The sequence below is a fragment of the Ruegeria sp. C9 genome (assembly GCF_056537585.1).
Map to the genome: position 1 here is coordinate 105823 of NZ_JBQFRU010000005.1, position 25360 is coordinate 131182.

26 protein-coding genes are annotated in these 25360 nt (G+C 57.6%); 19 read left to right on the forward strand and 7 right to left on the reverse strand.

The genetic code is table 11. From position 1 onward, the window contains the following. Window positions 1-3: 3 nt before the first annotated feature. Window positions 4-825: a ChaN family lipoprotein gene (locus tag ACR0NE_RS13980; RefSeq protein ID WP_170395880.1), complete on the reverse strand. Its 822-nt coding sequence runs from the start codon at window positions 823-825 to the stop codon at window positions 4-6. Further along, complete coding sequence (locus ACR0NE_RS13985) at window positions 822-1700, reverse strand: RNA polymerase factor sigma-32 (RefSeq protein WP_170423772.1); 879 nt, start codon at window positions 1698-1700, stop codon at window positions 822-824. Before ACR0NE_RS13985 ends, ACR0NE_RS13980 begins: the two co-directional genes overlap by 4 nt. A 103-nt stretch (window positions 1701-1803) precedes the next feature. On the opposite strand from ACR0NE_RS13985, the gene cobU reads away from it, so the two are divergent. From cobU to ACR0NE_RS14005, 4 genes are read left to right on the forward strand one after another with little or no spacing between them, the layout of a single operon-like run. Then, window positions 1804-2325 (forward strand): bifunctional adenosylcobinamide kinase/adenosylcobinamide-phosphate guanylyltransferase, encoded by a 522-nt coding sequence (gene cobU / locus ACR0NE_RS13990; RefSeq protein ID WP_170514161.1) that lies wholly within the window; start codon window positions 1804-1806, stop codon window positions 2323-2325. Then, window positions 2322-2900 carry a histidine phosphatase family protein gene (locus ACR0NE_RS13995; protein ID WP_170597295.1) on the forward strand — a complete coding sequence of 193 codons (579 nt, stop codon included), beginning with the start codon at window positions 2322-2324 and terminating at the stop codon, window positions 2898-2900. The genes cobU and ACR0NE_RS13995 overlap by 4 nt, the downstream gene beginning before the upstream one ends. Before the next feature lie 58 nt (window positions 2901-2958). Next, a complete protein-coding gene (locus ACR0NE_RS14000) occupies window positions 2959-3843 on the forward strand; it encodes a glutathione S-transferase (RefSeq protein ID WP_170597294.1) in 885 nt (294 codons plus the stop codon). A 47-nt stretch (window positions 3844-3890) separates the two neighbouring features. Beyond that, window positions 3891-5405 (forward strand): YifB family Mg chelatase-like AAA ATPase, encoded by a 1515-nt coding sequence (locus tag ACR0NE_RS14005; protein WP_170597293.1) that lies wholly within the window; start codon window positions 3891-3893, stop codon window positions 5403-5405. Here the strand turns inward: ACR0NE_RS14005 and gshB are convergent. The 3 genes from gshB to rsmI form a co-directional block, all read right to left on the reverse strand. Then, window positions 5402-6334 (reverse strand): glutathione synthase, encoded by a 933-nt coding sequence (gshB, locus tag ACR0NE_RS14010; RefSeq protein WP_170597292.1) that lies wholly within the window; start codon window positions 6332-6334, stop codon window positions 5402-5404. The two genes, ACR0NE_RS14005 and gshB, sit on opposite strands and share 4 nt — an antisense overlap. A gap of 61 nt (window positions 6335-6395) precedes the next feature. After that, entirely contained in the window at window positions 6396-6767 is a 372-nt protein-coding gene (locus ACR0NE_RS14015; protein ID WP_170597291.1) for a YraN family protein, read from the reverse strand. Between the two features lies 1 nt (window position 6768). Beyond that, the gene (gene rsmI / locus ACR0NE_RS14020) at window positions 6769-7626 is read right to left on the reverse strand and encodes a 16S rRNA (cytidine(1402)-2'-O)-methyltransferase (RefSeq protein WP_170597290.1); all 858 of its coding nucleotides are present in this window, start codon (window positions 7624-7626) and stop codon (window positions 6769-6771) included. 87 nt (window positions 7627-7713) lie between these two features. On the opposite strand from rsmI, the gene ACR0NE_RS14025 reads away from it, so the two are divergent. From ACR0NE_RS14025 to murJ, 3 genes are read left to right on the forward strand one after another with little or no spacing between them, the layout of a single operon-like run. After that, complete coding sequence (locus tag ACR0NE_RS14025) at window positions 7714-8886, forward strand: penicillin-binding protein activator (RefSeq protein WP_170597289.1); 1173 nt, start codon at window positions 7714-7716, stop codon at window positions 8884-8886. After that, window positions 8846-11665 (forward strand): [protein-PII] uridylyltransferase, encoded by a 2820-nt coding sequence (locus ACR0NE_RS14030; protein WP_170597288.1) that lies wholly within the window; start codon window positions 8846-8848, stop codon window positions 11663-11665. Before ACR0NE_RS14025 ends, ACR0NE_RS14030 begins: the two co-directional genes overlap by 41 nt. Continuing rightward, window positions 11662-13203 (forward strand): murein biosynthesis integral membrane protein MurJ, encoded by a 1542-nt coding sequence (gene murJ, locus ACR0NE_RS14035; RefSeq protein ID WP_170423759.1) that lies wholly within the window; start codon window positions 11662-11664, stop codon window positions 13201-13203. Before ACR0NE_RS14030 ends, murJ begins: the two co-directional genes overlap by 4 nt. A 6-nt stretch (window positions 13204-13209) precedes the next feature. On the opposite strand, the gene ACR0NE_RS14040 is transcribed toward murJ, so the two are convergent. Then, window positions 13210-13896 (reverse strand): rhomboid family intramembrane serine protease, encoded by a 687-nt coding sequence (locus ACR0NE_RS14040; protein WP_170597287.1) that lies wholly within the window; start codon window positions 13894-13896, stop codon window positions 13210-13212. Window positions 13897-13982: 86 nt separating this feature from the next. Between ACR0NE_RS14040 and trpS the strand changes: the two genes are divergently transcribed. Then, window positions 13983-15011, forward strand: coding sequence for a tryptophan--tRNA ligase (gene trpS, locus ACR0NE_RS14045; RefSeq protein ID WP_170423755.1), 1029 nt, complete (start codon window positions 13983-13985; stop codon window positions 15009-15011). A gap of 67 nt (window positions 15012-15078) precedes the next feature. On the opposite strand, the gene ACR0NE_RS14050 is transcribed toward trpS, so the two are convergent. Further along, the gene (locus tag ACR0NE_RS14050) at window positions 15079-16128 is read right to left on the reverse strand and encodes a Glu/Leu/Phe/Val dehydrogenase dimerization domain-containing protein (RefSeq protein WP_170395855.1); all 1050 of its coding nucleotides are present in this window, start codon (window positions 16126-16128) and stop codon (window positions 15079-15081) included. A 129-nt stretch (window positions 16129-16257) separates the two neighbouring features. Here ACR0NE_RS14050 and ACR0NE_RS14055 point away from each other — a divergent pair, with 129 nt between their 5' ends. From ACR0NE_RS14055 to ACR0NE_RS14105, 11 genes are all read left to right on the forward strand, one after another. After that, entirely contained in the window at window positions 16258-16719 is a 462-nt protein-coding gene (locus ACR0NE_RS14055) for an Lrp/AsnC family transcriptional regulator (protein WP_170423751.1), read from the forward strand. Between the two features lie 59 nt (window positions 16720-16778). Continuing rightward, entirely contained in the window at window positions 16779-17642 is an 864-nt protein-coding gene (locus tag ACR0NE_RS14060) for a branched-chain amino acid aminotransferase (RefSeq protein WP_170597286.1), read from the forward strand. Window positions 17643-17715: 73 nt separating this feature from the next. Then, entirely contained in the window at window positions 17716-18171 is a 456-nt protein-coding gene (locus tag ACR0NE_RS14065; protein WP_074736907.1) for a universal stress protein, read from the forward strand. Between the two features lie 9 nt (window positions 18172-18180). Then, window positions 18181-18774, forward strand: coding sequence for a 2-hydroxychromene-2-carboxylate isomerase (locus tag ACR0NE_RS14070; protein ID WP_170597285.1), 594 nt, complete (start codon window positions 18181-18183; stop codon window positions 18772-18774). A gap of 69 nt (window positions 18775-18843) precedes the next feature. Further along, complete coding sequence (locus tag ACR0NE_RS14075) at window positions 18844-19407, forward strand: NifU family protein (RefSeq protein WP_170597284.1); 564 nt, start codon at window positions 18844-18846, stop codon at window positions 19405-19407. Beyond that, on the forward strand, window positions 19397-19987 hold the full coding sequence (gene tsaB / locus ACR0NE_RS14080) for a tRNA (adenosine(37)-N6)-threonylcarbamoyltransferase complex dimerization subunit type 1 TsaB (RefSeq protein WP_170597283.1): 591 nt from the start codon (window positions 19397-19399) through the stop codon (window positions 19985-19987). Before ACR0NE_RS14075 ends, tsaB begins: the two co-directional genes overlap by 11 nt. Window positions 19988-19998: 11 nt before the next feature. After that, window positions 19999-20415 carry a GNAT family N-acetyltransferase gene (locus ACR0NE_RS14085; protein ID WP_255612006.1) on the forward strand — a complete coding sequence of 139 codons (417 nt, stop codon included), beginning with the start codon at window positions 19999-20001 and terminating at the stop codon, window positions 20413-20415. Window positions 20416-20550: 135 nt separating this feature from the next. Next, complete coding sequence (locus tag ACR0NE_RS14090; RefSeq protein WP_170597282.1) at window positions 20551-21549, forward strand: BMP family ABC transporter substrate-binding protein; 999 nt, start codon at window positions 20551-20553, stop codon at window positions 21547-21549. A gap of 81 nt (window positions 21550-21630) precedes the next feature. Further along, complete coding sequence (locus ACR0NE_RS14095; protein WP_170395839.1) at window positions 21631-23160, forward strand: ABC transporter ATP-binding protein; 1530 nt, start codon at window positions 21631-21633, stop codon at window positions 23158-23160. A 3-nt stretch (window positions 23161-23163) separates the two neighbouring features. Further along, window positions 23164-24258, forward strand: a complete 1095-nt coding sequence (locus ACR0NE_RS14100; protein ID WP_170513031.1) for an ABC transporter permease — start codon at window positions 23164-23166, stop codon at window positions 24256-24258. Then, the gene (locus tag ACR0NE_RS14105) at window positions 24258-25268 is read left to right on the forward strand and encodes an ABC transporter permease (protein WP_170408321.1); all 1011 of its coding nucleotides are present in this window, start codon (window positions 24258-24260) and stop codon (window positions 25266-25268) included. Before ACR0NE_RS14100 ends, ACR0NE_RS14105 begins: the two co-directional genes overlap by 1 nt. The last annotated feature ends 92 nt before the right edge of the window (window positions 25269-25360 follow it).

Here is a 25360-nt window from a genome sequence, read left to right on the forward strand (position 1 = left end):
CAGTTAATTCTGCACCTCAAAGGCTTTGCAGGGGTCTTCTCGCTCGACTGTGGGGCTATCGATAACAGCATCAAAATCCCCGCTCACGACCCCATCTTCGGATTGTCCAAGCACAAAGACCTTCAAACCGGGGCGCAGTCGCGACAGAAAAGTCGGAATTCCGCGATCCTTACGGGCATGGCCATTGCCAGTGATGACCGCGACAGGCCCACCAGTTTCGTCGGTGGCGCGCAGAATGGCTCGGGTCAACACAGCGTCCCTCAGACGTTGAATGGCGACCATCTGCGGTAGAACTTCAGCGGGCAATGCGTCGCAATGTGCCGCCAGTTGATCAGCCTCGCGTGCGGCTTGATCTTCATCCGACAGGGGTACAGTCAATCCATATCTGGCCGCATCAGCCCCCAACGCTGTGGCCGCCCCGCGTTCCATAGCAGCGCGGGCCGCTTCACGCGGAACCATCGCGCCATACACCGGCACATCCGCGGCCTGAAAAATGGGGTAGTACATTCTAAGAGGCGGCCAGCCGGATTCTGCCCAGCGCAGAATTCGGGACAGCTCCTCGGGATTGGTTGCCGCTTTTTGAGCCAACCGCTGAGCACCTTCTTCGGTCACCATCTCCCAGACAACCGCCGTGGGCGTGATTGCTTCAACTGCTTCGGCTTGAACCAGATGATGCTGAGGGTTGTCATGTATCTCGCCCAGAATGACGACATCCGCGGCCCGCATGTCGGCCAACACGTCCTGAGGGATAAATTCAGCAGCTCGAACCGTTTGAGGCAAAGTGGCGAGCAACACAAAAGCTGTAAGAATCGCAAGAGGTTTCATGCGAAGAAGTGTTGCACCTCGCGCGATTGCGCTTCAAGGTTCTTGCGCATCTTTGTGAATGCTGCCGCCTCGAGCTGGCGCACACGCTCTTTCGACAGGCCAAGCTCTTTCCCAAGACTTTCCAGCGTCCGGGCAGGCTCACGCAGTTTTCTTTCGCGAACGATAAACCGCTCGCGATCGTTCAAAGCTTGCATCGCCGCCACCAGCCATTCGCGCAGTTGCTGGTTGTCGTGGCTGTTCTCTACTACCTCGGCGGCTTGTTCGCTGTCATCTTCCAGCGCATCAATCCACTCGCGCCCGTCCTCATCTGCAGACTGCACCGCATTCAGCGAGAAATCGGACCCTGCCAGACGGCCTTCCATCATCTCGACATCACGCAGCGGGACTCCGATTTCGGCGGCAATCTTCTGATGCAACTGATGGCGATCCAGCTCCAGCCCCTCAGTCGCGGCTTCGCGCTCCAGACGCGCCTGTACCCGACGCATGTTGAAGAACAGCGATTTCTGGGAAGAGGTCGAACCAGTGCGCACCATCGACCAATTGCGCATCACGTAATCCTGAATGCTGGCCTTGATCCACCAAACTGCATACGTTGAAAACCGCACACCCCGATCCGGATCGAACTTGTCGGCGGCTTTCATCAAGCCCAGTCCCGCCTCCTGAATCAGATCATTCATCGGCGCGCCGTAGCGTTTGAATTTCGCCGCCATTGATATCGCCAGCCGCATATAAGCCGTAATGAGGCGGTGCAGCGCCTGCTCATCGCGTTCGTCGCGCCAGGCATAGGCCAGTTTCAATTCAGTCTCCGCATCCAGCAGCTCGGCCTTCATTGCCTGCCGGGACATCGAAAAATCATGTGCGTTGTCGAGTGCCATGCAATTCTCCCCTTTTATCACAGGCGATGGGCCGGGCTTGCCTTGCCGACTTGTGGTCGATACGCAGGACAAAACCGGGTGGATCACCAGAAAGGTAATAAAAGTGCATGCCGATTTAACCTTTATCTTGGGCGGAGCGGCATCCGGAAAATCTGCTTTTGCGGAGCAACTTGCTGTTTCAACTGGGAAAAGCCGCGTTTACCTTGCGACATCACAAGTGTTTGATGACGAGATGCGCCTAAAAATCAGGCAACATATTGCACAACGCGGCAGCGGGTGGACGACGATCGAAGCGCCATTTGATCTATTGCCGGAACTCGCCAAGCTGACAAATGATCAGATTTGCCTGATCGATTGTGCAACCATGTGGCTGACAAATCACCTGCTGGCAGAGAATAACCTAGAGGAAGCACAGGCCGGACTGCTTGAGGCGATGAAGACCTGTGCCGCCCAGATCGTCGTGGTATCAAACGAAGTCGGCCACGGGATCGTCCCCGACAACGCCTTGTCCCGTCGATTCCGCGAGGCGCAGGGACGGCTGAACATCGCTCTGGCTGCGCAGGCAGATCGGGTGGTGCAGGTTACGGCCGGGCTGCCGCTGGTTCTCAAAGGGCAACCCCTATGACGCGCCTGCATTTGGTACGGCACGGCCCCACCCATGCTAAAACTATGGTAGGCTGGTCCGACCTTCCTGCCGACTTGAGTGATAAGGCCGCGATTGCACGGCTTGATGCGCATCTGCCTTCCAATGCCGTCGTAATCTCATCAGACCTGTCACGCGCCAGCGATACGGCCAGCGCCATTCAAGGCACGCGACTCCGCCTTCCGCACCACCGCGATCTGCGCGAAATTAATTTCGGCAACTGGGAGATGCGCCCCTTCGCCGAGATCGAGGCGGAAGATCCCGAGCTTTGCTTTGCCTACTGGGATAATCCGGGCGAGGTCAGGCCTCCAAACGGGGAAAGCTGGAATGAGGTCCGCGCGCGTGTCGATAGGGTCGTCGACACCCTGATCGCGGCCCATACCGGATGTGACCTAGTCCTGGTCGCCCATTTCGGAGTGATCCTGACTCAGGTCCAACGCGCTCTGGACGTGGACGCCCAACACGCGTTTGGTCACCGCATCGACAACCTGTCCGTCACCGAGATCACGCGCCATAACTATGGTTGGACCGTAGGTCGGATTAATCACCGACCGTGATAAGTGTGCGCACAAATCTCTGATTTACCGACGCGTCTCTGTCCGACATCGTTGCTGTATGACATATGATCTCTTTATCGGTGACCGGTTGTTCTCCAGCTGGTCCATGCGCGGATGGCTAATGCTTGAGAAATTCGGCCTGCCATACCGCACCCACATGATTGGCCTTTATTCCGGCACCATGGCGGCGGATATGGAACCACTGGGCCCGGCGCGCCTTGTTCCTGCGCTGCGTCTACCAGATGGAACCGTGGTCGGCGAAAGCCTCGCGATGGCAGAGACATTGGCCGAACGCCACCCCGAAGCAGGGCTTTGGCCGTCAGACCCTGCCGCCCGCGCCACAGCCCGGTGGCTTTGCGCTGAAATGGTTGCCGGTTTCACAGCGCTGCGGGGGCAATGCCCCATGCAGTTGAAACGTTGCTGGGAAGGGTTCAAACCTTCACCTGAAACGATGACTGATTTGCAGCGGATCGAAACCCTCTGGGCCCATGCACGGAAGGTCTCTGGCGCCGCGTCGGGCCCGCTGTTTGGTGCCTATTCTCTGACTGATGTTTTCTACACGCCGGTCGCTGCACGGATTGTCGGCTATGGCCTGCCCGTGTCCGAGGTCAATCGTGCATACTGCATGCACCTGCTCTCTGATATCGCAGTTCGACAATGGCGCGCCATGGGCATGACGGTCGCGTATGAGCCCTTCCCGTATCCGCAAGACCTTCCCGCACACAGCTGGCCAATTGGCGGGGATTCAGGGGCATTGGCAGTCAGCACAGGCCCCTCGGTCAACACAGCCTGCCCCTATTCCGGCAAGCCTGTACAAGACTATCTGGAACTCGATGGCAAGATTTGGGGCTTTTGTAATCCGTTTTGCCGAGACAAGACCGTTTCTGACCCTGAGGCGTGGCCGAAATTTACGGCGATGGTTGCTGACGTTAACGATTCTTAAACTGCAGCCATGGCAGCAACGTCCTGTTAACCAAGGACAGGATTGCCATGGTCGCCCGTGCTCACACCGTTGCCTTTCAAGGGGTCGATGCCCGCCCGGTCGAGGTGCAATGCGCCGTCTCACCGGGCCTTCCGGCCTTTTCCATCGTGGGATTGCCGGACAAGGCAGTCTCCGAAGCACGGGACCGTGTTCGTAGTGCGCTAAGTTCGATGGCGATCGCGCTGCCGTCGAAACGGATCACGATTAACCTTTCGCCTGCCGATCTGCCCAAAGAGGGCAGCCATTTCGACCTGCCTATCGCCGTCGCTTTGTTGACTGCGTTGGAAATCATCCCAGCGGATGCTGCCGAGGGCGCTGTCGCGTTGGGCGAGTTGTCTTTGGATGGTTCTCTGGTACCCGTCGTCGGCGCGCTGCCCGCTGCCATGACAGCAGCCGCCGATGATCGCAGCTTGCTTTGTCCCAGCGCCTCTAGCGCCGAAGCCGCGTGGGTTGACGCCACTCAGGTGATCGGAGCGGGCTCGTTGGGGGATGTGGTGCGGCACTTTACCGGTCAGTCTGCGCTGCCCGCTGCGACACCGGGCGAAGTGAAACTATCACCCAACGCACGGGACCTGCGGGACGTGAAGGGGCAAGAGCGCGCCAAACGCGCCTTGGAAATCGCCGCAGCCGGGCGGCATCATTTGATCATGATCGGGACACCGGGTTCCGGCAAATCCATGCTGGCGGCGCGTCTGCCGGGTATTTTGCCGCCTCTGAGCCCGGTCGAAGCTTTAGAGACATCGATGATCCAGTCGCTTTGCGGCTTACTGGACGAAGGGGGCATCAGCCGCGCCAGACCGTTTCGCGAGCCGCACCATACCGCTTCGATGGCGGCGATCGTGGGCGGTGGCAAAGGTGCGAAACCCGGTGAGATATCACTGGCGCATAACGGCGTCCTGTTCATGGACGAGTTTCCCGAATTTCCGCGCACAGTTTTGGAAACCCTGCGCCAACCTATTGAAACCGGCGAGGTAATGGTCGCCCGCGCCAACGCCCATGTGAAATACCCATGCCGCTTTATGCTGGTAGCCGCCGCGAACCCGTGCAAATGCGGATACCTGACGGACCCGTCCCGCGCCTGTTCACGCGCACCGGTCTGTGGCGAGGATTACTTGGGGCGTATCTCAGGGCCGTTGGTGGACCGGTTCGATCTGCGCATCGAAGTCCCTCCGGTCGGATTTACCGATCTCGACCTGCCGCCTACCGGCGACAGCTCTGCGACCGTCGCAGAGCGGGTCGAAGCGGCGCGCGCCATACAAGCAGATCGCTTTCGCGACACGCCAAATACCCGTCAAAACGCAGATGTCGAAGGCAATGTGCTGGAAGAAATCGCCGCCCCTGATGCCCAGGGCAAAGAACTATTACTGAAAGCCGCGGAACGCTTTGGCCTGTCGGCCCGCGCCTTTCACCGCATCCTACGCGTGGCCCGCACCATTGCCGACCTCGAAGGTGAGCCGGATGTGCGCCGCCCCCATGTCGCAGAGGCGCTGAGCTTTCGCATCAGCGCCAAAGCAGGAGCTTAAAGTTTCGCCTCAATCGCTTGCCAGATTTTCTCGGCGATGTTCACGCCATTGAACCGCTCAAGCTCCTGAATACCAGTGGGTGAGGTCACGTTGATCTCGGTCAGGTGGTCGCCAATTACATCGATCCCCACAAAGATCTGACCACGTTCCTTCAATAACGGCCCAATCGCAGCGCAGATTTCCATATCTCGCTCGGACAGGCCGATTTTCTCGGGGCGCCCGCCCACATGCATGTTCGAGCGGGTCTCGCCCTCAGCTGGAACCCGGTTGATGGCGCCCACCGGCTCACCATCGACAAGTATGACCCGCTTGTCGCCATTGCGCACATCGGGCAGGAATTTCTGCGCGATCAGAGGCTCACGAGAAAAGCCGGTGAACAGCTCATGCAGCGACGTCAGGTTGCGGTCATTCGCATCAAGACGGAATACGCCAGCACCTCCGTTGCCGTAAAGCGGCTTGAGGATGATGTCGCCATGCTTTTCCTTGAACGCCTTGATGGTTCGCAAATCCCGCGCAATCGTGGTGGGCGGAGTCAGTTCAGGGAAATCCAGAACCAGCAGCTTTTCGGGATAGTTTCGCACCCAAAACGGATCGTTAACCACCAGGGCCTGCCCCTTTAGCCGGTCAAGCAAATGGGTCGAGGTGATGTAGTGCATGTCAAACGGGGGGTCTTGGCGCAGCCAGACGACATCAAATTCAGCAAGGTCCACTTCACGCTCAGGGCCCAACACTGCCGGGTTGCCAGCGACTCGTTGCACCGTCATGTCATGGCCGCGCGCCGTGATCTTGCCTTCCTGGTAAGCGAGTTGATCCGGGCCATAAAAAAACAGCTGGTGGCCGCGCGCCTGAGCCTCTTCTGCCAGACGGAAAGAGCTGTCGGCGTTGATATCCACGGCCCCGATTGGGTCCATCTGAAAGGCGATCTTCATGGTGTATCCCTCAATTCCACGCTCGATACATGGCGCAGAGGCTTGACGGGTTCAATGGGGGTCAGTCCAAACTAAAGGCGTTTTCGATGATTTGAACAGTTCCAGTGTCATCAACCAGTGCCGCATCAAACCGAGTATTCGTCAGCTGACCAGCAGGCTCCTGTTCAAGAAACTGGGCAGCGGATGCGCAAATTCGATCCATCTGTCGGCGACTAATCCGAGCGGCTGCACGGTCAAAACTACGGCTTTTCTTAACCTCAATGAAGACCAACCCATCTGCGTTGCGCGCGATCAGATCTATTTCACCGCCAGCACCGCACCACCTGCGTCTTGCGATTGAATAACCCCGTCGCACGTATTCGGCGGCCACGCAAAGTTCGGCGGATTGTCCAGCGTGATAAGATACAGAACCCCGAACGGATCTCTGTGCCATATCATCCCTTTCCCAGCTTCAGAGCCATCTGATAGATCGGACGGCGCGGCAGGCTGAACATCTCTGACACCAAATCTGCCGCATCCCGCACCGAATGCGTTTGCAAAGCTTTTTTCAATGCCCCTTCTACATCAGAGTCCTTAACAGATTGCGAATGGGCGCGATCCACAAGCAGAACCACCTCGCCTTTAACCGATAAGCCCTCGTACTCTGTTGCCAGATCAGCGAGCGTCCCTCGGCGAGTTTCTTCAAACTTCTTCGTGAGTTCACGGCACAGGGCCGCCTGTCGGTCTCCACCCAAAATATCCGCGAGATCAGAGAGGCAGGCAGCCACGCGCTTCGGCGATTCATAGAAGACAAGCGTTCCGGGGACGCTGCGCAGGGATTCGATTCGTGAACGCCGTGCGCCAGAGGCATTGGGCAAGAACCCGGCAAAGAAAAATGCATCCGTGGGAAGCCCCGCCAATGTCAGCGCCGTCAAAACAGCAGACGGTCCCGGTGCACATGTCACGTTGTGCCCAGCCTCAGCCGCCTGACGGCCCAAATCATAGCCGGGATCGGCGATCAGCGGCATTCCCGCCTCGGACGCGTAAGCCACCGATTGCCCTTGTTCCAGCGCCTCAAGTATTTTGCCCCGCGCGCCCGCGCCGCTGTGATCGTGGTAGGCCAATATGCGGCGCCCTTCGAGCGGCACGCCATGGATTTCCATCAAACGTCGCAAGCTGCGCGTATCTTCGGCAGCAATCATGTCTGCCGAGGCCAAAACATCGAGCGCCCTGAGCGTAATATCGCGTGCCGTCCCGATTGGGGTGGCAATAAAGTACAGCCCAGTGGCCAATCTGATCTTTTGGAAATTCAAAGCTGGACCCTCACAGCGTGACGTTTATTATCGCGGTTCAATAGACCAAGGTGCCCTCAGACGCCGGATCAGGGAGTTTTCTTTTAGATGTTTACCGTTTGCAAGCCCGCACGCAAACTGGCGAAATCCGCCATTGTACTGGCCACGGCCGCTTTTCTGGCCGCCTGTGAAGTCGGCGGCATCAGCGGAGGCCCCTCGATCGACACCTCTGACCCGGTTCCGGTGGCCCTGTTGGTCCCAAGCGGATCACCTCAGTCTGGCGATGCGGCCCTTGCCCGTAGCCTTGAGAACGCGGCACGGCTGGCCATCGCGGATTTGCCGAACGTCAAGATTGATCTGCGCGTCTACGACACGGCCGGAACTGCCGGAACGGCCTCGGCGGTTGCACAGCAAGCTGTAGCGGACGGGGCCAAGATCATTCTTGGGCCAGTGTACGCACAAGCCGCAAACGCGGCAGGACTTGCGGTGCTAAACAACAATGTGAACGTGCTGTCCTTCTCGAACAACACCAGCATTGCGGGCGGCAATGTCTATGTGCTTGGCCCCACTTTCCAGAACACGGCCAACAGGCTGGTGAACTACGCCGGACAGCAGGGTAAAAACAGTACTGTCATTGTGCACAGCAATGACTCAGCGGGCCAGCTAGGCCAGTCTGCCATCGCTGCCGCGCTCAGCAACAGCCGCGTCAACAATGCGGGCACAGTTGGATATGACCGGTCACAGCAGGGCGTGATCGATTCGGTTTCGGCGATCAAAGCAACGGTCGATTCGACCGGCGCGGATTCAATTTTCCTGACCGCGACAACCGCAGGCGCGCTGCCGCTTTACAGCCAGTTGTTGCCCGAGGCTGGTGTATCTCCTGCGACAACTCAGTATATCGGCCTGACACGTTGGGACATTCCAGCCCAAACGCTGGAATTGCCTGGCGTACAAGGTGGCTGGTTCGCACTTCCCGATCCGGCAAAGGCACAGGCTTATCGCCAGCGTTACAACAACACCTACGGTGAGGCACCACACCCGATCAGCGGGCTTGCCTATGACGGAATCGCTGCGATCGGAGCCTTGGTCAGCCAGGGCAAATCGAACGCGTTGACAGGTGCAGCATTAACCCAGAACGCCGGTTTTCAGGGTGTCGGCGGTATTTTCCGCCTGCGGCCAAACGGTACGAACGAACGCGGTCTGGCTGTTGCCACGATCCAGAACAAACAGGTGGTTGTGATTGACCCTGCCCCACAAAGCTTCTCTGGCGCCGGATTCTAATCGACCGGCGCAGGGCTCTGCGCCCGATGTCAATCTGATCTGCGCGGCTGACGAGATTTTTAACAACGCCGAGGTCAATGCCAACCTGTCCGCCGCTGTTGAAATCAGTTCGGACAACGCAGCCTTGCGCGCCGAGACGGTGCGCATTCTGCGAGAGGCGCAAAAGACAGGCCGCAAGGCGATTGCGGACGCCTTTGCCGAGCGCCCATTTGATGCACTGCCGCTGACGCATTCCTATACCTATCTGACGGATCAGATGGTCGGGACAGCAATGCGCATCGCCAGCGAGCATCTGCATCCGCTGGCAAATCCCACGCAAGGCGAGAAAATCGCTGTGCTGGCAGTGGGAGGTTATGGCCGGGGTGAGATGGCCCCGTCATCCGATGTAGATCTGCTTTTTCTGACGCCGTACAAAATCACCGCCTGGGCCGAGAGCGTGATCGAATCCATGCTCTATATTCTCTGGGATCTGCGGCTGAAGGTCGGTCACTCTTCACGCACGATCAAAGATTGCCTGCGTCTGGGGGCCGATGATTTCACCATCCGTACCGCCATGCTGGAACAACGGTATCTCGTCGGGGATCAGCCCCTTGCGCAAGAACTTGAAGCGCGCCTGAAGACCGATCTTTTCAAAGGCACCGAGCGGGAATTTATCGAAGCCAAGCTGAAAGAGCGCGATGAGCGGCACCTGAAGCAGGGTGAACGCTATATGGTCGAACCCAATGTCAAAGAGGGCAAGGGCGGCTTGCGCGACCTGCAATCGCTCTACTGGATCGCAAAATATATCTATGGCGTAACGGATGTGGCCGAATTGGTCCCTATGGGCCTCTTTACGCCCGAAGAGTTTGACGAGTTCGCGCAAGCCGAAGAATTCCTCTGGGCCGTCAGGTCTCATTTGCATCTGGTGACGGGCCGCGCGACGGAACAACTGACCTTCGATCTGCAGGTCGAGGTGGCCGATCGTATGGGATATCAAGACCGCGCCGGTCGGCGCGCCGTCGAGGTGTTCATGCAACGCTATTTCCGCGAAGCCACCCGTGTGGGCGAATTGACACGGATTTTCCTGACCAAACTGGAAGCCTCGCACATGAAGGGCGCGGCCTTGCTGGAACGTATTTTCCGCCGTCGCCCCCGCGTCAAGGCCGGTTACCGCGTGGTCCATGGCCGTCTGGATATCGCGGACCCTGACACGTTCCTGTCAGACAAGGTCAACCTGTTACGGTTGTTCGAAGAGGGTTTGCGCACGGGTATGCTGATCCATCCCGACGCAATGCGGTTGGTAACGGCCAACCTGAACCTGATCGACGATGAGATGCGCAACGACAAAGAGGCGCGGCGCATGTTTCTTGATCTGATGCTGAAACACGGCAACCCCGAACGTGCCCTGCGACGAATGAACGAGTTGGGGGTTCTGTCAGCCTTTTTGCCCGAGTTTGAGCACATCGTGGCGATGATGCAGTTCAATATGTATCACAGCTACACGGTGGACGAGCATACGATCCAGTGCATCGTCAATTTGGCGCAGATCGAGCGAGGAGAGTTAATCGAGGAACTGCCCTTGGCGTCATCCATCCTGGAGGGTGGTGTTAGCCGAAAGGTTCTATACGTGGCTCTGTTGCTGCACGACATCGGCAAAGGACGCCCCGAAGATCATTCGATTCTGGGCGCGCAAATCGCGCGCAAAGTGGCGCCACGATTAGGGCTGAGCAAGGCGGATTCGGAAACCGTCGAATGGCTTGTACGCTATCACTTGCTGATGTCCGATATGGCGCAAAAACGCGACATCTCAGACCCGCGCACAATCCGCGATTTCGCGAAAGCTGTTGCAACCGTCAAACGGCTGGACTTGCTGACGGTGCTGACAGTCTGTGACATCCGCGGTGTCGGACCAACGACCTGGAACAACTGGAAGGCTACATTGCTGCGCGCTTTGCATGCTGACACCAAACACGCACTGGAATCCGGGATGGAGGCGCTTAACCGAGCCAATCGTGGAGATGGGGCGAAAAAGCGGTTGCGGGCCGAATTGGAAAACTGGTCCAAATCTGACCTGAAAACCGAAACCGGGCGGCATTATGATCCGTATTGGCAGGGACTGAACCTTTCGACACATGTCGAATTCGCGGAAATGTTGAAATCGCTGGAGGACAGCGGCGATCCGGGTGCCGTAGAAATCCGTCTGCATCCGGATGAGGATCGCGACGCCACCCGCGCGTGTTTTGCCATGGGTGATCATCCGGGTATTTTTTCTCGCATAGCGGGGGCACTTGCCCTTGTAGGAGCCAACGTGGTTGATGCCCGCAGCTATACGACGAAAGACGGATATGTAACTGATGCGTTCTGGGTTCAGGACGCCGAGGGCCATCCCTTCGAGGCCACGCGCCTGCCTCGGCTGACCCAGATGATTCACAAGACACTCAGGGGTGAGGTTGTCGCACGGGACGCATTGAAATCCCGCGACAAGATCAAGAAGCGCGAACGCGCCTTCAACGTCCCGACCCATATCACCTTCGACAACGAAGGTTCAGAGATTTACACGATCATCGAAGTCGACACCCGCGACCGGCCCGGACTGCTATATGATTTGACGCGCACGATGGCAGCCGCCAATGTCTATATCGCGAACGCAGTGATCGCCACCTATGGAGAACAGGTGGTCGACACGTTCTATGTCAAGGATATGTTCGGCCTGAAATACCACTCTGAGGCCAAGCAACGCGGGTTGGAAGCCAAGCTGCGTGCGGCCATCACCGAAGGTGCCGAGCGGGCCGCATCATGAAGCCGATCCGCCTGATTTCGGGCTTTTTCACCGTTGGGTTCTGGACCTTGGCAAGCCGCATTCTGGGCTTTTTGCGGGAAATCCTGCTGACCGCTTATATCGGGCCCGGACCGGTGATGGACGCTTTCGTCGCAGCCTTCCGACTACCCAATATGTTCCGCCGCTTCTTTGCCGAGGGCGCATTCAACGCAGCCTTTGTTCCAATGTTTTCAAAACGCCTTGAAGGCGGTGAAGACGCCGAAGGTTTCGCACAGGATGCGTTTAACCTGTTGGCAGTGGCGGTGCTGGCGCTAGTCGGTCTGGCGATGGTCTTCATGCCCGCGTTGGTTTGGATAACCGCCGAAGGATTCTATGGTGATGAACGCTTCGATCTGGCGGTGGATTATGGTTACGTCGTGTTCCCCTACATCCTGTTTATGTCCCTCGCTGCGCTGTTTTCCGGAGTATTGAACGCAACCGGGCGCTTCGCCGCTGCAGCCGCCGCTCCTGTGCTGCTGAACATATTCGCCTGCTCCGCGTTAATCTTTGGCGCGATATCTGGTGGAGAAATCATACGCTGGCTCATCGCAGTCATCCCAGTCGCAGGCATCGCGCAATTAGCGCTTGTCTGGATTGCGACTGAACGCGCGGGAATTCGCATTCGGCCCGGTTGGCCAAAGCTCAGCCCGGAAATGCGCCGCATGGTGCGGATCGCGGTTCCTGCGGCGTTGGCCATGGGCGTTACGCAAGTCAATCTTGTGGTCGGACAGCTTGTGGCATCAAAAACCGAAAAGGCTGTCAGTTGGCTGTTTGCCGCAGATCGTTTGTATCAACTGCCGCTCGGAGTGGTTGGCATCGCCGTCGGCATCGTGCTGTTACCCGACCTGTCACGCCGCCTGCGCGCAGACGACAAAGATGGAGCACGCAACGCCTTTTCAAGAGCCGGAGAGTTTACTCTGCTGCTGACCTTGCCTTCGACCGTTGCCTTTATGATCATCCCCGGCCCGTTGGTCTCGGTCCTGTTCCAACGCGGCCAGTTCAGCGCCGAAGATACAGCGGCGACCGCCTTGGCCGTGGCCATCTATGGTATCGGGCTGCCCGCATTCATGCTGCAAAAGCTGCTGCAACCGTTGTTCTTCGCCCGCGAAGATACCAAATCACCGTTTCGATACGCAGTGGTTGCGATGGTGGTGAATGCCGGACTTGCCTTTGGGCTTTATCCCATTGTCGGGTGGATTGCGCCCGCAATCGCAGCGTCGACTGCTGGCTGGGCCATGGTTGCGCTGCTTGCAATCGGCGCGCGCAGAATGGGCGACGAAGCCCGATTTGATGACCGGTTCAAACAGCGGATTTGGCGGGTCGTGGCGGCATCGGCTGGCATGGGGGTGGTGTTGTTTGCGGCCATTAACCTCTTCGGCTGGACGTTCGAAGTACCAGGCTGGCGTTACCTTGCGCTTCTCGTGCTCATTGTAACTGCGGCGGTGGCCTACTTCTTGTTGGGGCACATCTTTGGCGCCTTCCGGATTTCGGAGTTCCGAACAGCGCTGCGCCGTAGCTAATGCGCATCAATCGCGTCGCGTTTTGCTGAGGATGCGTGCCCAGCCACCCGGAGCCAGAAAGAAAGACAAACCAAACCCGGTGGCAAAACCGCCCAGATCGGCGACCCAATCCGAGGTCCCACCGAAGATCAGACCGAACAGCAACTGAATGCCCATAAGAACCGCGATCAGGCTGAATGCGCGCGATTGGTTTTCACCCACCAGAGAAAGCTTGCGCCACAGCAGCCAAGTGAACGCGCCGATTAGCCCATAAACCGGAGGAAACCCGCCAACCAGTGGATATGGCGGGTTCAACAGCACCGCATAGGCCAACGCTCCGCCGACACCGGACAAGACGAATATGATCAGCATGGCGACGCTGCCAAAGACCTCAGCCACCATCTTCCCCATCGCCAGAACAAACACGCAGACAAACACAGCTTGTGTGAAATTGGCCTGAACAAAGGGATATGTGACAAAGCGGATCACATGTTCGAACGGCCAGCGCCCGTTCTGGACCATCCAATCGAATATATCGGGCGAAAACGTATATTGCTGCAACGCATCCAAGCGCCAACCAACAGCAGTCGGCCCTCCGACCAAGCCCCTGCTGCCAAGCAAGAAGATCAGTTCAATCCCGCTGATGAACAGAACCAGCGCCACCACGACCGGCGGCAGAGGGTTCACGGGCGGTGTATAATGCTCACTGCTCATTGGGCTGGCCTTTCGCGGCTGTTGACGTCCCTTGGCCTCATGGGTAAGCGACGGGGGCTGATTTTTCCAGACAGGAGTTTCCTTCGATGACCGAGACCCAATTCACGCCGCGCGTGTTTTCCGGCATCCAGCCTTCAGGAAACCTGCACTTGGGTAATTACCTGGGTGCACTCAAACGTTTCGTGGATATGCAGGGGCCGGAATACGAGACCGTCTACTGCATGGTCGACCTCCACGCGATTACCGTCTGGCAAGATCCCGATCGCTTGCGTGAAAAAACCCGCGAAGTGTGCGCAGGGTTCATTGCTGCTGGCCTCGACCCTGAGAAATCTATCTTGTTCAACCAGAGCCAAGTGCCGGAACACACTCAGTTGGCCTGGATTTTCAACTGTATCGCCCGGATCGGCTGGATGCAGCGGATGACGCAATTCAAGGACAAGGCCGGTAAGAATGCGCAGAATGCTTCGCTGGGTCTGTTCGCCTATCCTGCCCTGATGGCGGCAGACATTCTGGTCTATCACGCGACCCATGTGCCTGTTGGAGAAGACCAGAAGCAACATCTGGAACTGACGCGCGACATCGCAATCAAGTTCAACCATGACTATGGCGTCGATTTCTTTCCGGTAACCGAACCGGTCATCGGTGGGCCTGCGCCCCGTGTGATGAACCTGCGTGACGGGTCCCGGAAGATGTCGTCGTCAGACCCGTCTGATATGACGCGGATCAACATGACCGATGATGCCGATGCCATCGCCAAGAAGATCCGTAAAGCCAAGACCGATCCGGACGCTTTGCCGTCGGAGGTCGATGGCCTTGAAGACCGTCCCGAGGCGCGCAATCTGGTGAATATCTATGCCGCGCTTAGCGACCAGACGGCCGCACAAGTGCTGGCTGAGGTTGGCGGGAAGCAATTCGGTGAGTTCAAGCCAATGTTGGCAGAACTTGCGGTCTCGAAACTCTCACCCATTTCAACCGAAATGGCGCGCCTGATGGGCGAAGAGGCCGAGATTGATCAGATTCTCGCCCGAGGTGCTGAACGGGCACGTGCAATCGCGGCCCCGATTCTGCAGCAGACCTACGAGATTGTAGGGATGGTCGGCGCGGGCAAGTCCTGACCACGCGATCGCAATCCAAAAAAGAACGCCGCCCTTTCTCGGGCGGCGTTTTTCGTTCCGTCGGCTCTTATGCCGCCTGCAGGCTCAGCATCTCGTGCACGATGGATTCCGCAACTTCGTGCGGGCTGACCGCTTCGGCTTTGGCCCGTGTCAGGATGCGATCCATCGTCTGCTCCAGCGCCTGCAACCTACCGGCGACCCAAGCTTCACGCTCTGCGACACGCAGGATTTCCGTCGCCACATTCACGATACCACCGCCATTGGCGACGAAGTCAGGGGCGTAAAGAATGCCACGCTCGTGGAGCAACTGCGCGTCCCGATCGCTGGACAACTGATTATTTGCCCCTCCGGCCACAGCGCCGACTTTCAGTAATGGAATACTCGTTTCGTTCAGGATGCCGCCGATCGCACAAGGCGCAAAGATATCCGCTTCAACGCCGTAGATCGCATCGGGTGCAACGACCCGTGCCGCAAACCGTTCGGCCACGCGGGCCGCTTGCCGGGTGTCGATGTCAGTTACGATTAACTGCGCACCAGAATCGTGCAACAACTGGCACAAATGCTCGCCTACATGGCCAAGACCCTGAACCGATACCGTCAGGCCTTTAAGGCCAGAAAGCCTGAACCGGTGCTGCGCTGTCACCCGGATAGCATTGAATATCCCGCGCGCCGTTATCGGAGACGGATCACCGCTGGCGAACTCACCTTCCGCCAGCCCAGCCACAAATTCGGTTTCAGACCCGATATGCGCCATATCTGCAGGCGTCATACCCATATCTTCTGCCGTCCAGTACAGACCGTTCAAACCTTGAATCACGCGCCCAAAGGCCTGCAAAAGTTCAGGTGATTTATCCTCATGAGGATCCCCGATGATGACAGCCTTGCCTCCCCCGAGCGGCAGATCTGCCGCGGCGTTCTTGAACGTCATGCCCCTTGCCAGTCGCAAAGCATCGTCCAGGGCCTCGGCTGGGTGGCCATAAGGGCGCATGCGCACACCGCCCGCAGCGGGGCCACGTTGCGTTGAGTGGATCGCAATGTAGCCCAATAGACCAAGTGAGTTATCTTTGAATTCGACCACGCGCTCGTGCTCTGGCGCGTCTACGATGGTGATGTCCATTCTTCTCCTCCGGAGTGCTTCCGAGAGTTTGCCACCTATCGTCGAGTGATTTTCACCCTTTTGTCACTATATCAGGGAAATTTTTGGTGCTAACCTCTAAAATTGAAAACTTTTGTGGAATTTTTCGCCATGGATGATATCGATTCCAAGATAATCCGCGCCCTTCAAAACGATGGCCGTATGACTGTCATCGATTTGGCGGAGCATGTCGGGCTGTCCCCGACACCCTGCGCACGGCGTTTGGATCGACTGCAGCGGGACGGGATTATCACCGGCTACGCCGCACAGGTCGACCCCGAGCGGCTTGGATTCGGCGTCACAATCTTTGTGTCTGTCGAGTTGGAGAAACAGGATCGCAACGCCATCGATTCCTTCGAAAAGGCCATTCGTCGCTGCGACGAGGTGATGGAATGCTACCTCATGACCGGATCACGCGACATTCTGCTGCGCGTGGTTGCCAAAGACCTCAATGCGTTTGATGCATTTCTGGAAAACCGGCTTATGAAAATTTCGGGCATTCGAAACCTACGATCAAACTTCGCTTTGCGCACCATGGTCAAACGCGAAGCGCTGCCCCAGCATCACGGATAATCTGCTGGACCTTGCGTCAGCCCCAACCTAGGTTTCCCCGAAGCTTGAGGGAGGGCGCAATGGCAGTCGGCAAAAACATCCGCACCTATTTCAACGGCCAATGGCATGACGGGGACGCACCGATCATGCGCGCTGCTGACCATGGCGCATGGCTGGGCTCATCGGTGTTTGACGGTGCCCGGTACTTTGATGGAATGACCCCGGATCTGGATGCCCATTGTGCCCGCGTGAACCGTTCAGCCGAGGCGCTGATGCTGACACCTTCTGTAACAACCGAACAGATGGTCGATCTGGTTCACGAAGGGTTGCAAAGTTACGCACCTGACACCGCCGTTTACATTCGCCCCATGTATTGGGGCATCGACGGGGATCACACCGCCATCGTCCCTCAGGAAAACAGCACTGGCTTTGCCATCTGTCTTGAAGAAATCCCAATGGCACCCAAAACCGCCTCGGCGACGCTGACAACCACTCGTTTCCGCCGCCCTGTTCTGGAATCCGCTGTGGTCAACGCAAAGGCAGGGTGCCTGTATCCGAACAATGCCCGGATGTTGCAGGAGGCACGCAACAAGGGCTTTTCAAACGCCCTTGTGGCCGACGCGATGGGGCATGTGGCCGAGACTGCGACCGCAAATATCTTCATGGCGCGCGATGGTGAGGTTTTTACTCCAATCCCCAATGGGACATTCTTGGCCGGGATTACACGCGCGCGGCATATTAAAAACCTGCGCGCCGACGGGGTAACCGTGCATGAAACCGTGCTGAGTTTCGATGACTTTCACGACGCGGACGAAGTGTTCATGAGCGGTAACATGAGCAAAGTGACGCCAATCACCGCGCTGGATGACACCCAGTATCAGGTGGGCCCAATCGCCCGTCGCACACGCGAGATGTACTGGGATTGGGCTGCAAGCAATTGCTGATCTGCTCCTTTTCTGTTTCAGTTGCCACTGCTTACCCTGTGAGGCATGATCCCGAAAACAAACGAGGACAAACATGCGCAAGTTCCTAGTCGTTCTGGACGACAGCCGTGAATGCCTGAACGCCATGCGCTTTGCCGCTATGCGTGCGGCACATACTGGCGGCGGGGTTACGGTTCTTTCGGTAATTCCACCGGACGAATTCAACCACTGGATCGGTGTTGCCGAGGTGATGCGCGAAGAAGCGCGTGAACGTATTCACGCCCATTTCGAGGTGTTCGCCAAATGGATGCGCGACAAACAGGGTGTCGAGCCCGAATTGGCAATCCGTGAAGGCGATCCGGTGGCCGAAATCATTGAACATGTCCAATCCGATCCCGAGATCGGCGTATTGGTTCTGGGTGCAGGTACTGACAAAAAAGGCCCCGGACCGTTGGTGACACAACTGACCCGGAACTCTGGAAGTTTGCCCATTCCTATTACTATCGTGCCCGGCGATCTGAGCAAAGAGAAGCTGGAAGCCATCACCTGAGGTGAATTTATGTCCGCGAAGCTGCAGTTCTGGTTCGACTTCGCATCGACCTATTCTTATCTCAGCGCGATGCGTATCCAGCAGGCGGCTTCGGAATATGGAGTTGCCGTAGAATGGCACCCATTCCTTCTGGGGCCGATCTTTGCTGAACAGGGATGGAAAAACTCGCCGTTCAACCTCTACCCTGCAAAAGGTCGATACATGTGGCGGGACATGGAACGGCTTTGCGCCGCGCGCGATTTACCTTTTCGGCGGCCTGAGCCATTTCCGCAAAACAGCCTGAAAGCAGCAAGGCTAGCGCTGGCGATCGAACCAGCTGATCAACGGGCAGCCTTTGTACGCACTGTCTATTCTGCGCAGTTTGGTTCCGGTCGTGATATATCGAATCCGGCGGTTCTGGTTGAGTGCCTTACCAAATCTGGCGTTTCGACTGATCTGATGGATCGGATAAGCGACCCCGCGATCAAGGCTGCCTTGTTCGAGCAAGTTACTCAGGCCAAGGCTAAACACATCTTTGGTGCGCCGAGTTTCGTTATTGGGGACGAGCTGTTCTGGGGTGATGATCGTCTGGATGATGCGATTTCTTACGCCGTCACAATTTAGAACGGTTCCAAATCTTGACTTCCCCCGCACGGACGCGCATATCAGGTGCATCTTAGACGGAGCCGCGCCATGTTCATTCAAACCGAATCCACACCCAACCCGGCCACACTAAAATTCCTACCCGGCCAGACGGTTCTGGAAGCAGGCACCGCTGATTTTCCAAGCGCCGACGCTGCAGAAAAATCACCGCTCGCCAAACGCATATTCGATGTAAACGGCGTAACAGGCGTGTTCTTCGGCAACGATTTTGTCACGGTAACCAAATCTGATGACGTGCAGTGGGATCACATCAAGCCCGCAATTCTCGGCGCTGTGATGGAGCATTACCAGTCCGGCCAACCGGTTATGGGCGCAGGTGCAGAGACCGCCTCGGGCCACGCTGAACACACCGGCGAAGATGCAGAGATTGTCAACCAGATCAAAGATCTGCTGGATAGCCGCGTGCGTCCTGCTGTGGCTCAGGACGGCGGTGACATCACCTTCCACGGCTTCGACCGCGGCGTTGTTTATCTGCACATGCAGGGAGCCTGCGCGGGCTGTCCGTCCTCGACCCTAACGCTGAAAATGGGGATCGAGAACCTGTTGCGTCACTACATCCCCGAAGTGACCGAGGTTCGCCCTGTTGCCGTCTGAACCGACGATTTTGGCATTCGATACATCGGCCGCGCATTGCGCGGCCGCTTTGCTGCGAGAGGGTAAGATTATCGCATCGCACGCCGAGGCGATGACTCGTGGGCAGGCGGAACGGTTGATGCCCTTGCTTGAAGAAATCCTGACCCGGAACAATTGCACATGGCGGCACCTTGATGCGATCGCCGTCGGAATCGGCCCCGGCAATTTCACCGGCATCCGTATCTCGGTATCCGCCGCGCGCGGGTTGGCGCTTGGGCTTGGTGTGCCGGCGGTTGGGGTGTCGGGGTTTGATGCAGTTGCGGAAATTGCGCCCGGCGGGCATCTCCCGGCGATAGCTGCACCGCGCGATCAGGTTTATGTGCAACCTAAGGGGCGCGCGCCTTACCTGACCTCACGTCATGCCGCTGACGATATTGGTCCCTTGTATTTCTGCGAGGACCCAGAACAGCAGGCCCGTGCGATCGCCCAGGTGGCCGCTGGTCGTTGGACGACAGTTCAAGCGCCACCTGCTCCGCTTTATGTCCGCCCTGCAGATGCGGCCCCCTCCAGCGATGTACCACCGGTGCTTTTGGACGAATGACACCACAGGACATGGCAGAAACCCACGCCGCAGCCTTCACACAGTCACGTCCGTGGAGCGCTGAAGAATTCAGCAATCTGATCGCCAATCGCTTTACCCATGTAGTTGGTGACAAACGGTCTTTCGCTCTCATTCAAGTGATCGGCGAAGAGGCCGAGCTGCTCACGATCGCGACACGTCCAGACTACCAAAGACGCGGGCTGGCGCGGCGCATCATGGCAGACTGGCACGCCAAGGCACGAGAACTCGGTGCAATCCGTGCATTTCTGGACGTTGCCTCAGATAACCATTCGGCGATCTCTCTGTACCAAACCTGCGGATACACGCCATGCGGCAATCGCGCAGCCTATTATCATCGCAAAAGTGGCCCAAACGCCGATGCGATCGTCATGGAACGCCCCCTGAGCGAAAAATATTCGCTTTTTTAGACCATATGGTCAAAAATGTGTTGACCGAAGCTGTTGCAAACAGCTTCAATTCCCGCCATCACAACAGGTATGCTCGCTCTGAGTGGGTACCGGGGGATTAAGCCCCGGACCGATAACAGCCAACGGGAGTAACAAATGACATTTATGAAATCCTTGATGGGCGCAGCCGCTGCGGTTGCACTAACAGCAGGTGCTGCTATGGCAGAACCGGCCCTTATCTTTGATCTGGGTGGCAAGTTCGACAAATCGTTCAACGAAGCCGCGCATAATGGCGCTCAGCGTTGGGCGGAACAGACCGGCAAAAGCTATCGCGAGATCGAGCTTCAGTCGGAAGCGCAGCGCGAACAAGCGCTTCGCCGCTTTGCCGAAGCGGGCGCAAACCCGATTATCACAATGGGCTTCGCCATGGCCGATCCATTGGCTGCAGTGGCAGGTGACTATCCGGATACCAAATTCGTTGCGGTCGACGTGACCTGGCTGGAAGCCCCGAACATTCGCCAGATCGGATTTGCCGAACATGAAGGATCATACCTGGTCGGCATGATGGCGGCGATGGCGTCCCAATCCGACACAGTGGGCTTTATCGGTGGTATGGATATCCCACTGATCCGTCACTTTGGTTGTGGTTATGCACAAGGCGCGAAGTCCGTGAACCCGGACATCAACGTTGTTGCCAATATGACAGGCACCACCCCTGCAGCATGGAACGACCCGGTGAAGGGCTCGGAGTTGACCAAAGCACAGATCAGCCAGGGTGCTGACGTGATTTACGCCGCTGCGGGCGGTACCGGTGTTGGCGTTCTGCAAACCGCAGCCGACGAAGGCATCCTGTCAATCGGCGTCGATAGCAACCAGAACCACCTGCACCCGGGCAAGGTCCTGACCTCGATGCTCAAGCGTGTGGACGTTGCTGTATATGACGCCATGAAAGCTGGCGAAGACGTCCAGACCGGTGTTTACACCATGGGTCTTGCACAAGATGGCGTTGGCGTTGCGATGGATGAAAACAACGCGGAACTGGTGAGCGAAGAAATGAGCTCGGCCATTGAAAGTGCCCGTCGCGACATCATCGATGGCAACGTAAGCGTTGTCAGCTACTACGAGAACGACAGCTGCCCTGCACTGCAGTTCTGATGTAACTGGGGGCGGGGGCCATGGCCTCCGCCCTGCACCACTCTGCCGCATGCGGCCCTTTCGGCAACCCAAGGACAAGATATGACCGTCCCCGCCATTGAACTCAAAGGGATTTCCAAAGCCTTTGGGCCGGTTCAGGCTAATAAAGATATTTCCATCAGCGTCGCCCGCGGAGCGATCCACGGGATCATCGGTGAAAACGGAGCGGGCAAATCCACGCTGATGAGCATCCTCTACGGATTTTACAAAGCCGACAAAGGCGAAATCTGGATCAACGGCACCAAGACCGACATCCCTGACAGCCAGGCGGCGATCGCCTCGGGCATCGGGATGGTGTTTCAGCATTTCAAACTGGTCGAGAATTTCACCGTTCTGGAAAACATCGTTCTGGGTGCGGAGGACGGTGGGCTGTTGGCTCCGTCGCTCGCGAAAGCCCGGAAAGAGCTGAAAGACCTAGAGGAAGAATACGAACTGTTCGTCGACCCGGACAAACGCATCGATGAGATCGGTGTGGGCATGCAGCAGCGGGTTGAGATTCTCAAGGCGCTCTACCGCAAGGCCGAAATTCTGATTCTGGACGAACCCACGGGCGTTCTTACCCCTGCCGAGGCGGACCAGCTGTTTCGCATTCTCGACCGGCTGCGGTCCGAGGGTAAAACAATCATCGTGATCACGCACAAGCTGCGCGAAATCATGGAGAACACTGATACGGTTTCGGTTATGCGCCGTGGTGAGATGACCGCCACCGTCAAAACAGCTGACACCAATCCGCAGGCACTGGCCGAATTGATGGTTGGCCGCAAGGTCTTGCTACAGGTTGATAAGGTGCCTGCACAGCCGGGCAAACCGGTTCTGGAAATCGAAAACCTCAGTGTCACCGATTCGGCCGGTGTCGAGCGTGTCAAAGGCATCGACCTAACCGTTCGCGCGGGTGAGATCGTTGGCATCGCGGGCGTTGCTGGCAACGGGCAGTCCGAGCTGCTTGAAGTTTTGGGCGGTATGCGACCCGGGGTAGGCTCGATCAAACTGAACGGCGAGCCTCTGGCTTTGCACGGCCCCGGATCGGACGGGCAAGCGCGGCGCGCCCGACATATCGCTCATGTCCCCGAGGATCGGCAGCGCGAAGGCCTGATCATGGATTTTCACGCGTGGGAGAACGTGGCGTTCGGCTACCACCGCGACCCTGCTTACAAACGCGGGCTGTTCATGGACAACGCCGCCCTGCGTGCCGACACCGAAGCCAAGATCGAGAAGTTCGACGTACGCCCGCCCAATGGCTGGCTGACGGCAAAAAGCTTCTCGGGCGGCAATCAACAGAAAATCGTCGTTGCACGAGAAATCGAGCGCAATCCCGATCTGCTGCTGGTGGGCCAGCCCACACGCGGCGTGGATATCGGTGCCATCGAGTTCATTCACAAACAGATCGTCGCCTTGAGGGATCAGGGCAAAGCAATCTTGCTGGTCTCGGTCGAGCTGGAAGAGATCTTCTCACTCTCGGACCGGATCGCGGTTATGTTTGACGGACATATCATGGGCGAGCGTCTGCCCGCCGAGACGGATGAAAAAGAACTGGGCCTGCTGATGGCCGGTGTTGCAGGAGAGGCCGCCTGAACCATGGAAAAAATGCCCAAATGGGCCGATGTGGTACTGATCCCGCTAATCAGTCTGCTTCTGGCCACAATCCTTTCGGCAATCGTGATCCTGGCCATCGGGGAAGATCCGCTTGAGGCGGTAAATCTGATGGTCACTGGGGCCCTAGGGTCAACCTACGGCTGGGGCTATACACTTTATTATGCAACGAACTTCATCTTCACCGGACTCGCGGTTGCAGTTGCCTTTCACGCGCGCTTGTTCAACATCGGCGGCGAGGGTCAGGCCATGCTGGGCGGACTGGGCGTTGCCATCGTCTGCCTATCGGTTCCTTGGCCGCATTGGACAATAGCTTTGCTGGCCGCCTGTGCTGCTTCGATGATCTTCGGTGCAGCCTGGGCCGCGATCCCGGCCTATCTGCAGGCGAAGCGGGGCAGCCATATCGTGATCACCACGATCATGTTCAATTTCATCGCTGCCGCTTTCCTGAATTACATGCTGGTCAACGTCATGCGCCCGCAAGGGTCGCAAGACCCAGCAACGGCTCGTTTCCCCGAGGCAGTGCATCTCCCGACTTTCCAGTCGATGTTCTCGAGCGCCGAAAACATCGTTTTCCGAGGTGCGCCTGCCAACATCTCGTTCTTCGTCGCAATCCTTGCGTGTTTTGTTGTCTGGGCGCTGATCTGGCGAACTCGGTTGGGCTATGAAATCCGCGCCTACGGCCATTCGGAAACCGGTGCCGTCTACGCCGGTATCTCGCCTGTACGCATCACGATTATTGCCATGCTGATCTCGGGCGCTCTGGCGGGCCTGATGGCAGTCAACAACGTGATGGGCGAAGCCGAGCGGTTGGTGCTGAACGCAACCGAAGGCGCGGGTTTCATTGGAATTGCCGTGGCACTGATGGGTCGGTCTCATCCATTCGGGGTATTTCTAGCCGCTATTCTGTTTGGGTTTCTGTATCAGGGCGGGGCCGAACTGGCGCTTTGGACATCGATTCCGCGCGAACTGATCGTGGTCATCCAAGCGCTGGTCATTCTGTTTACCGGAGCACTGGACAACATGGTGCGCATGCCGCTTGAAAAGCTGTTCATGGCGCTTCGGAAGGGGTCGGCCTGATGGATTTCTTCCTGACACTCATCCAGGTTCTGGATTCGACCATCCGACTGGCTACGCCTCTGCTGCTTGCCTGTCTGGCCGGATTGTACTCTGAGCGCGCGGGCATCTTCGACATCGGCCTTGAAGGCAAGATGCTGATGTCAGCATTCTTCTCGGCTGCCGTCGCCGCCGTAACCGGTTCGGTGTGGCTGGGATTGCTGGCCGGGATCGCGGCATCTCTGGTCCTTTCGGCGCTACACGGGTTTGCGTCGATCACGTTTCGGGGCAATCAGCTGATCTCGGGGGTTGCGATCAACTTTCTCGCCTCAGGTATGACCGTTCTTGTCGCCCAAAGCTGGTTCAAGCAGGGTGGTCGTACGCCATCATTGTTCGGTGAAGGGCGGTTTGAATCTGCAGAATTCCCTTATGCGATCGGACCAGCTGACGCCGAACTGACAGGCCGTCCGGTTTCCGAGCTGATGTCTGAAACCAATCCCCTGCATATGGCCTATTCCGAGCTTCTGTCTGGCCATTCCATTCTGGTCTATGTGGCTTTCCTTATGGTGCCACTGACCTGGTGGATTCTGTTCCGCACCCGGTTCGGGCTGCGTCTGCGCGCGGTCGGAGAGAATCCTGCGGCGGTGGATACTGCTGGAGTTTCGGTTGTAGGTCTCCGCTACGCAGCGGTTGCGATTTGCGGCGTACTTTGCGGCATCGCAGGTGCCTACCTGGCCACCGCGCTGCAAGCAGGCTTTGTGAAAGAGATGACCGCTGGGCGCGGATTTATCGCACTGGCTGCTCTGATCTTTGCAAAATGGCGTCCGTGGCACGCGATGTGGGCATGCCTGTTGTTCGGGCTGTTGCAGGCCATTGCCTTGCGGTTCCAGAACATCGATTTGGGCGGGGTCGTGATCCCGGTGCAGGTCATGGACGCCCTGCCCTATATCCTGACCGTGGTGATTCTTGCCGGGTTCGTCGGCAAGGCCATACCGCCACGTGCAGGCGGCGAACCATATGTAAAGGAACGCTGATAGAGCCAGTTCAGGACTGCCCCTCAGTCCTGTTTGCTGCAAAGCGGCATACAGAGTTGATTTTGTATGCCGCAACCGCTCTAAGGGGGTAT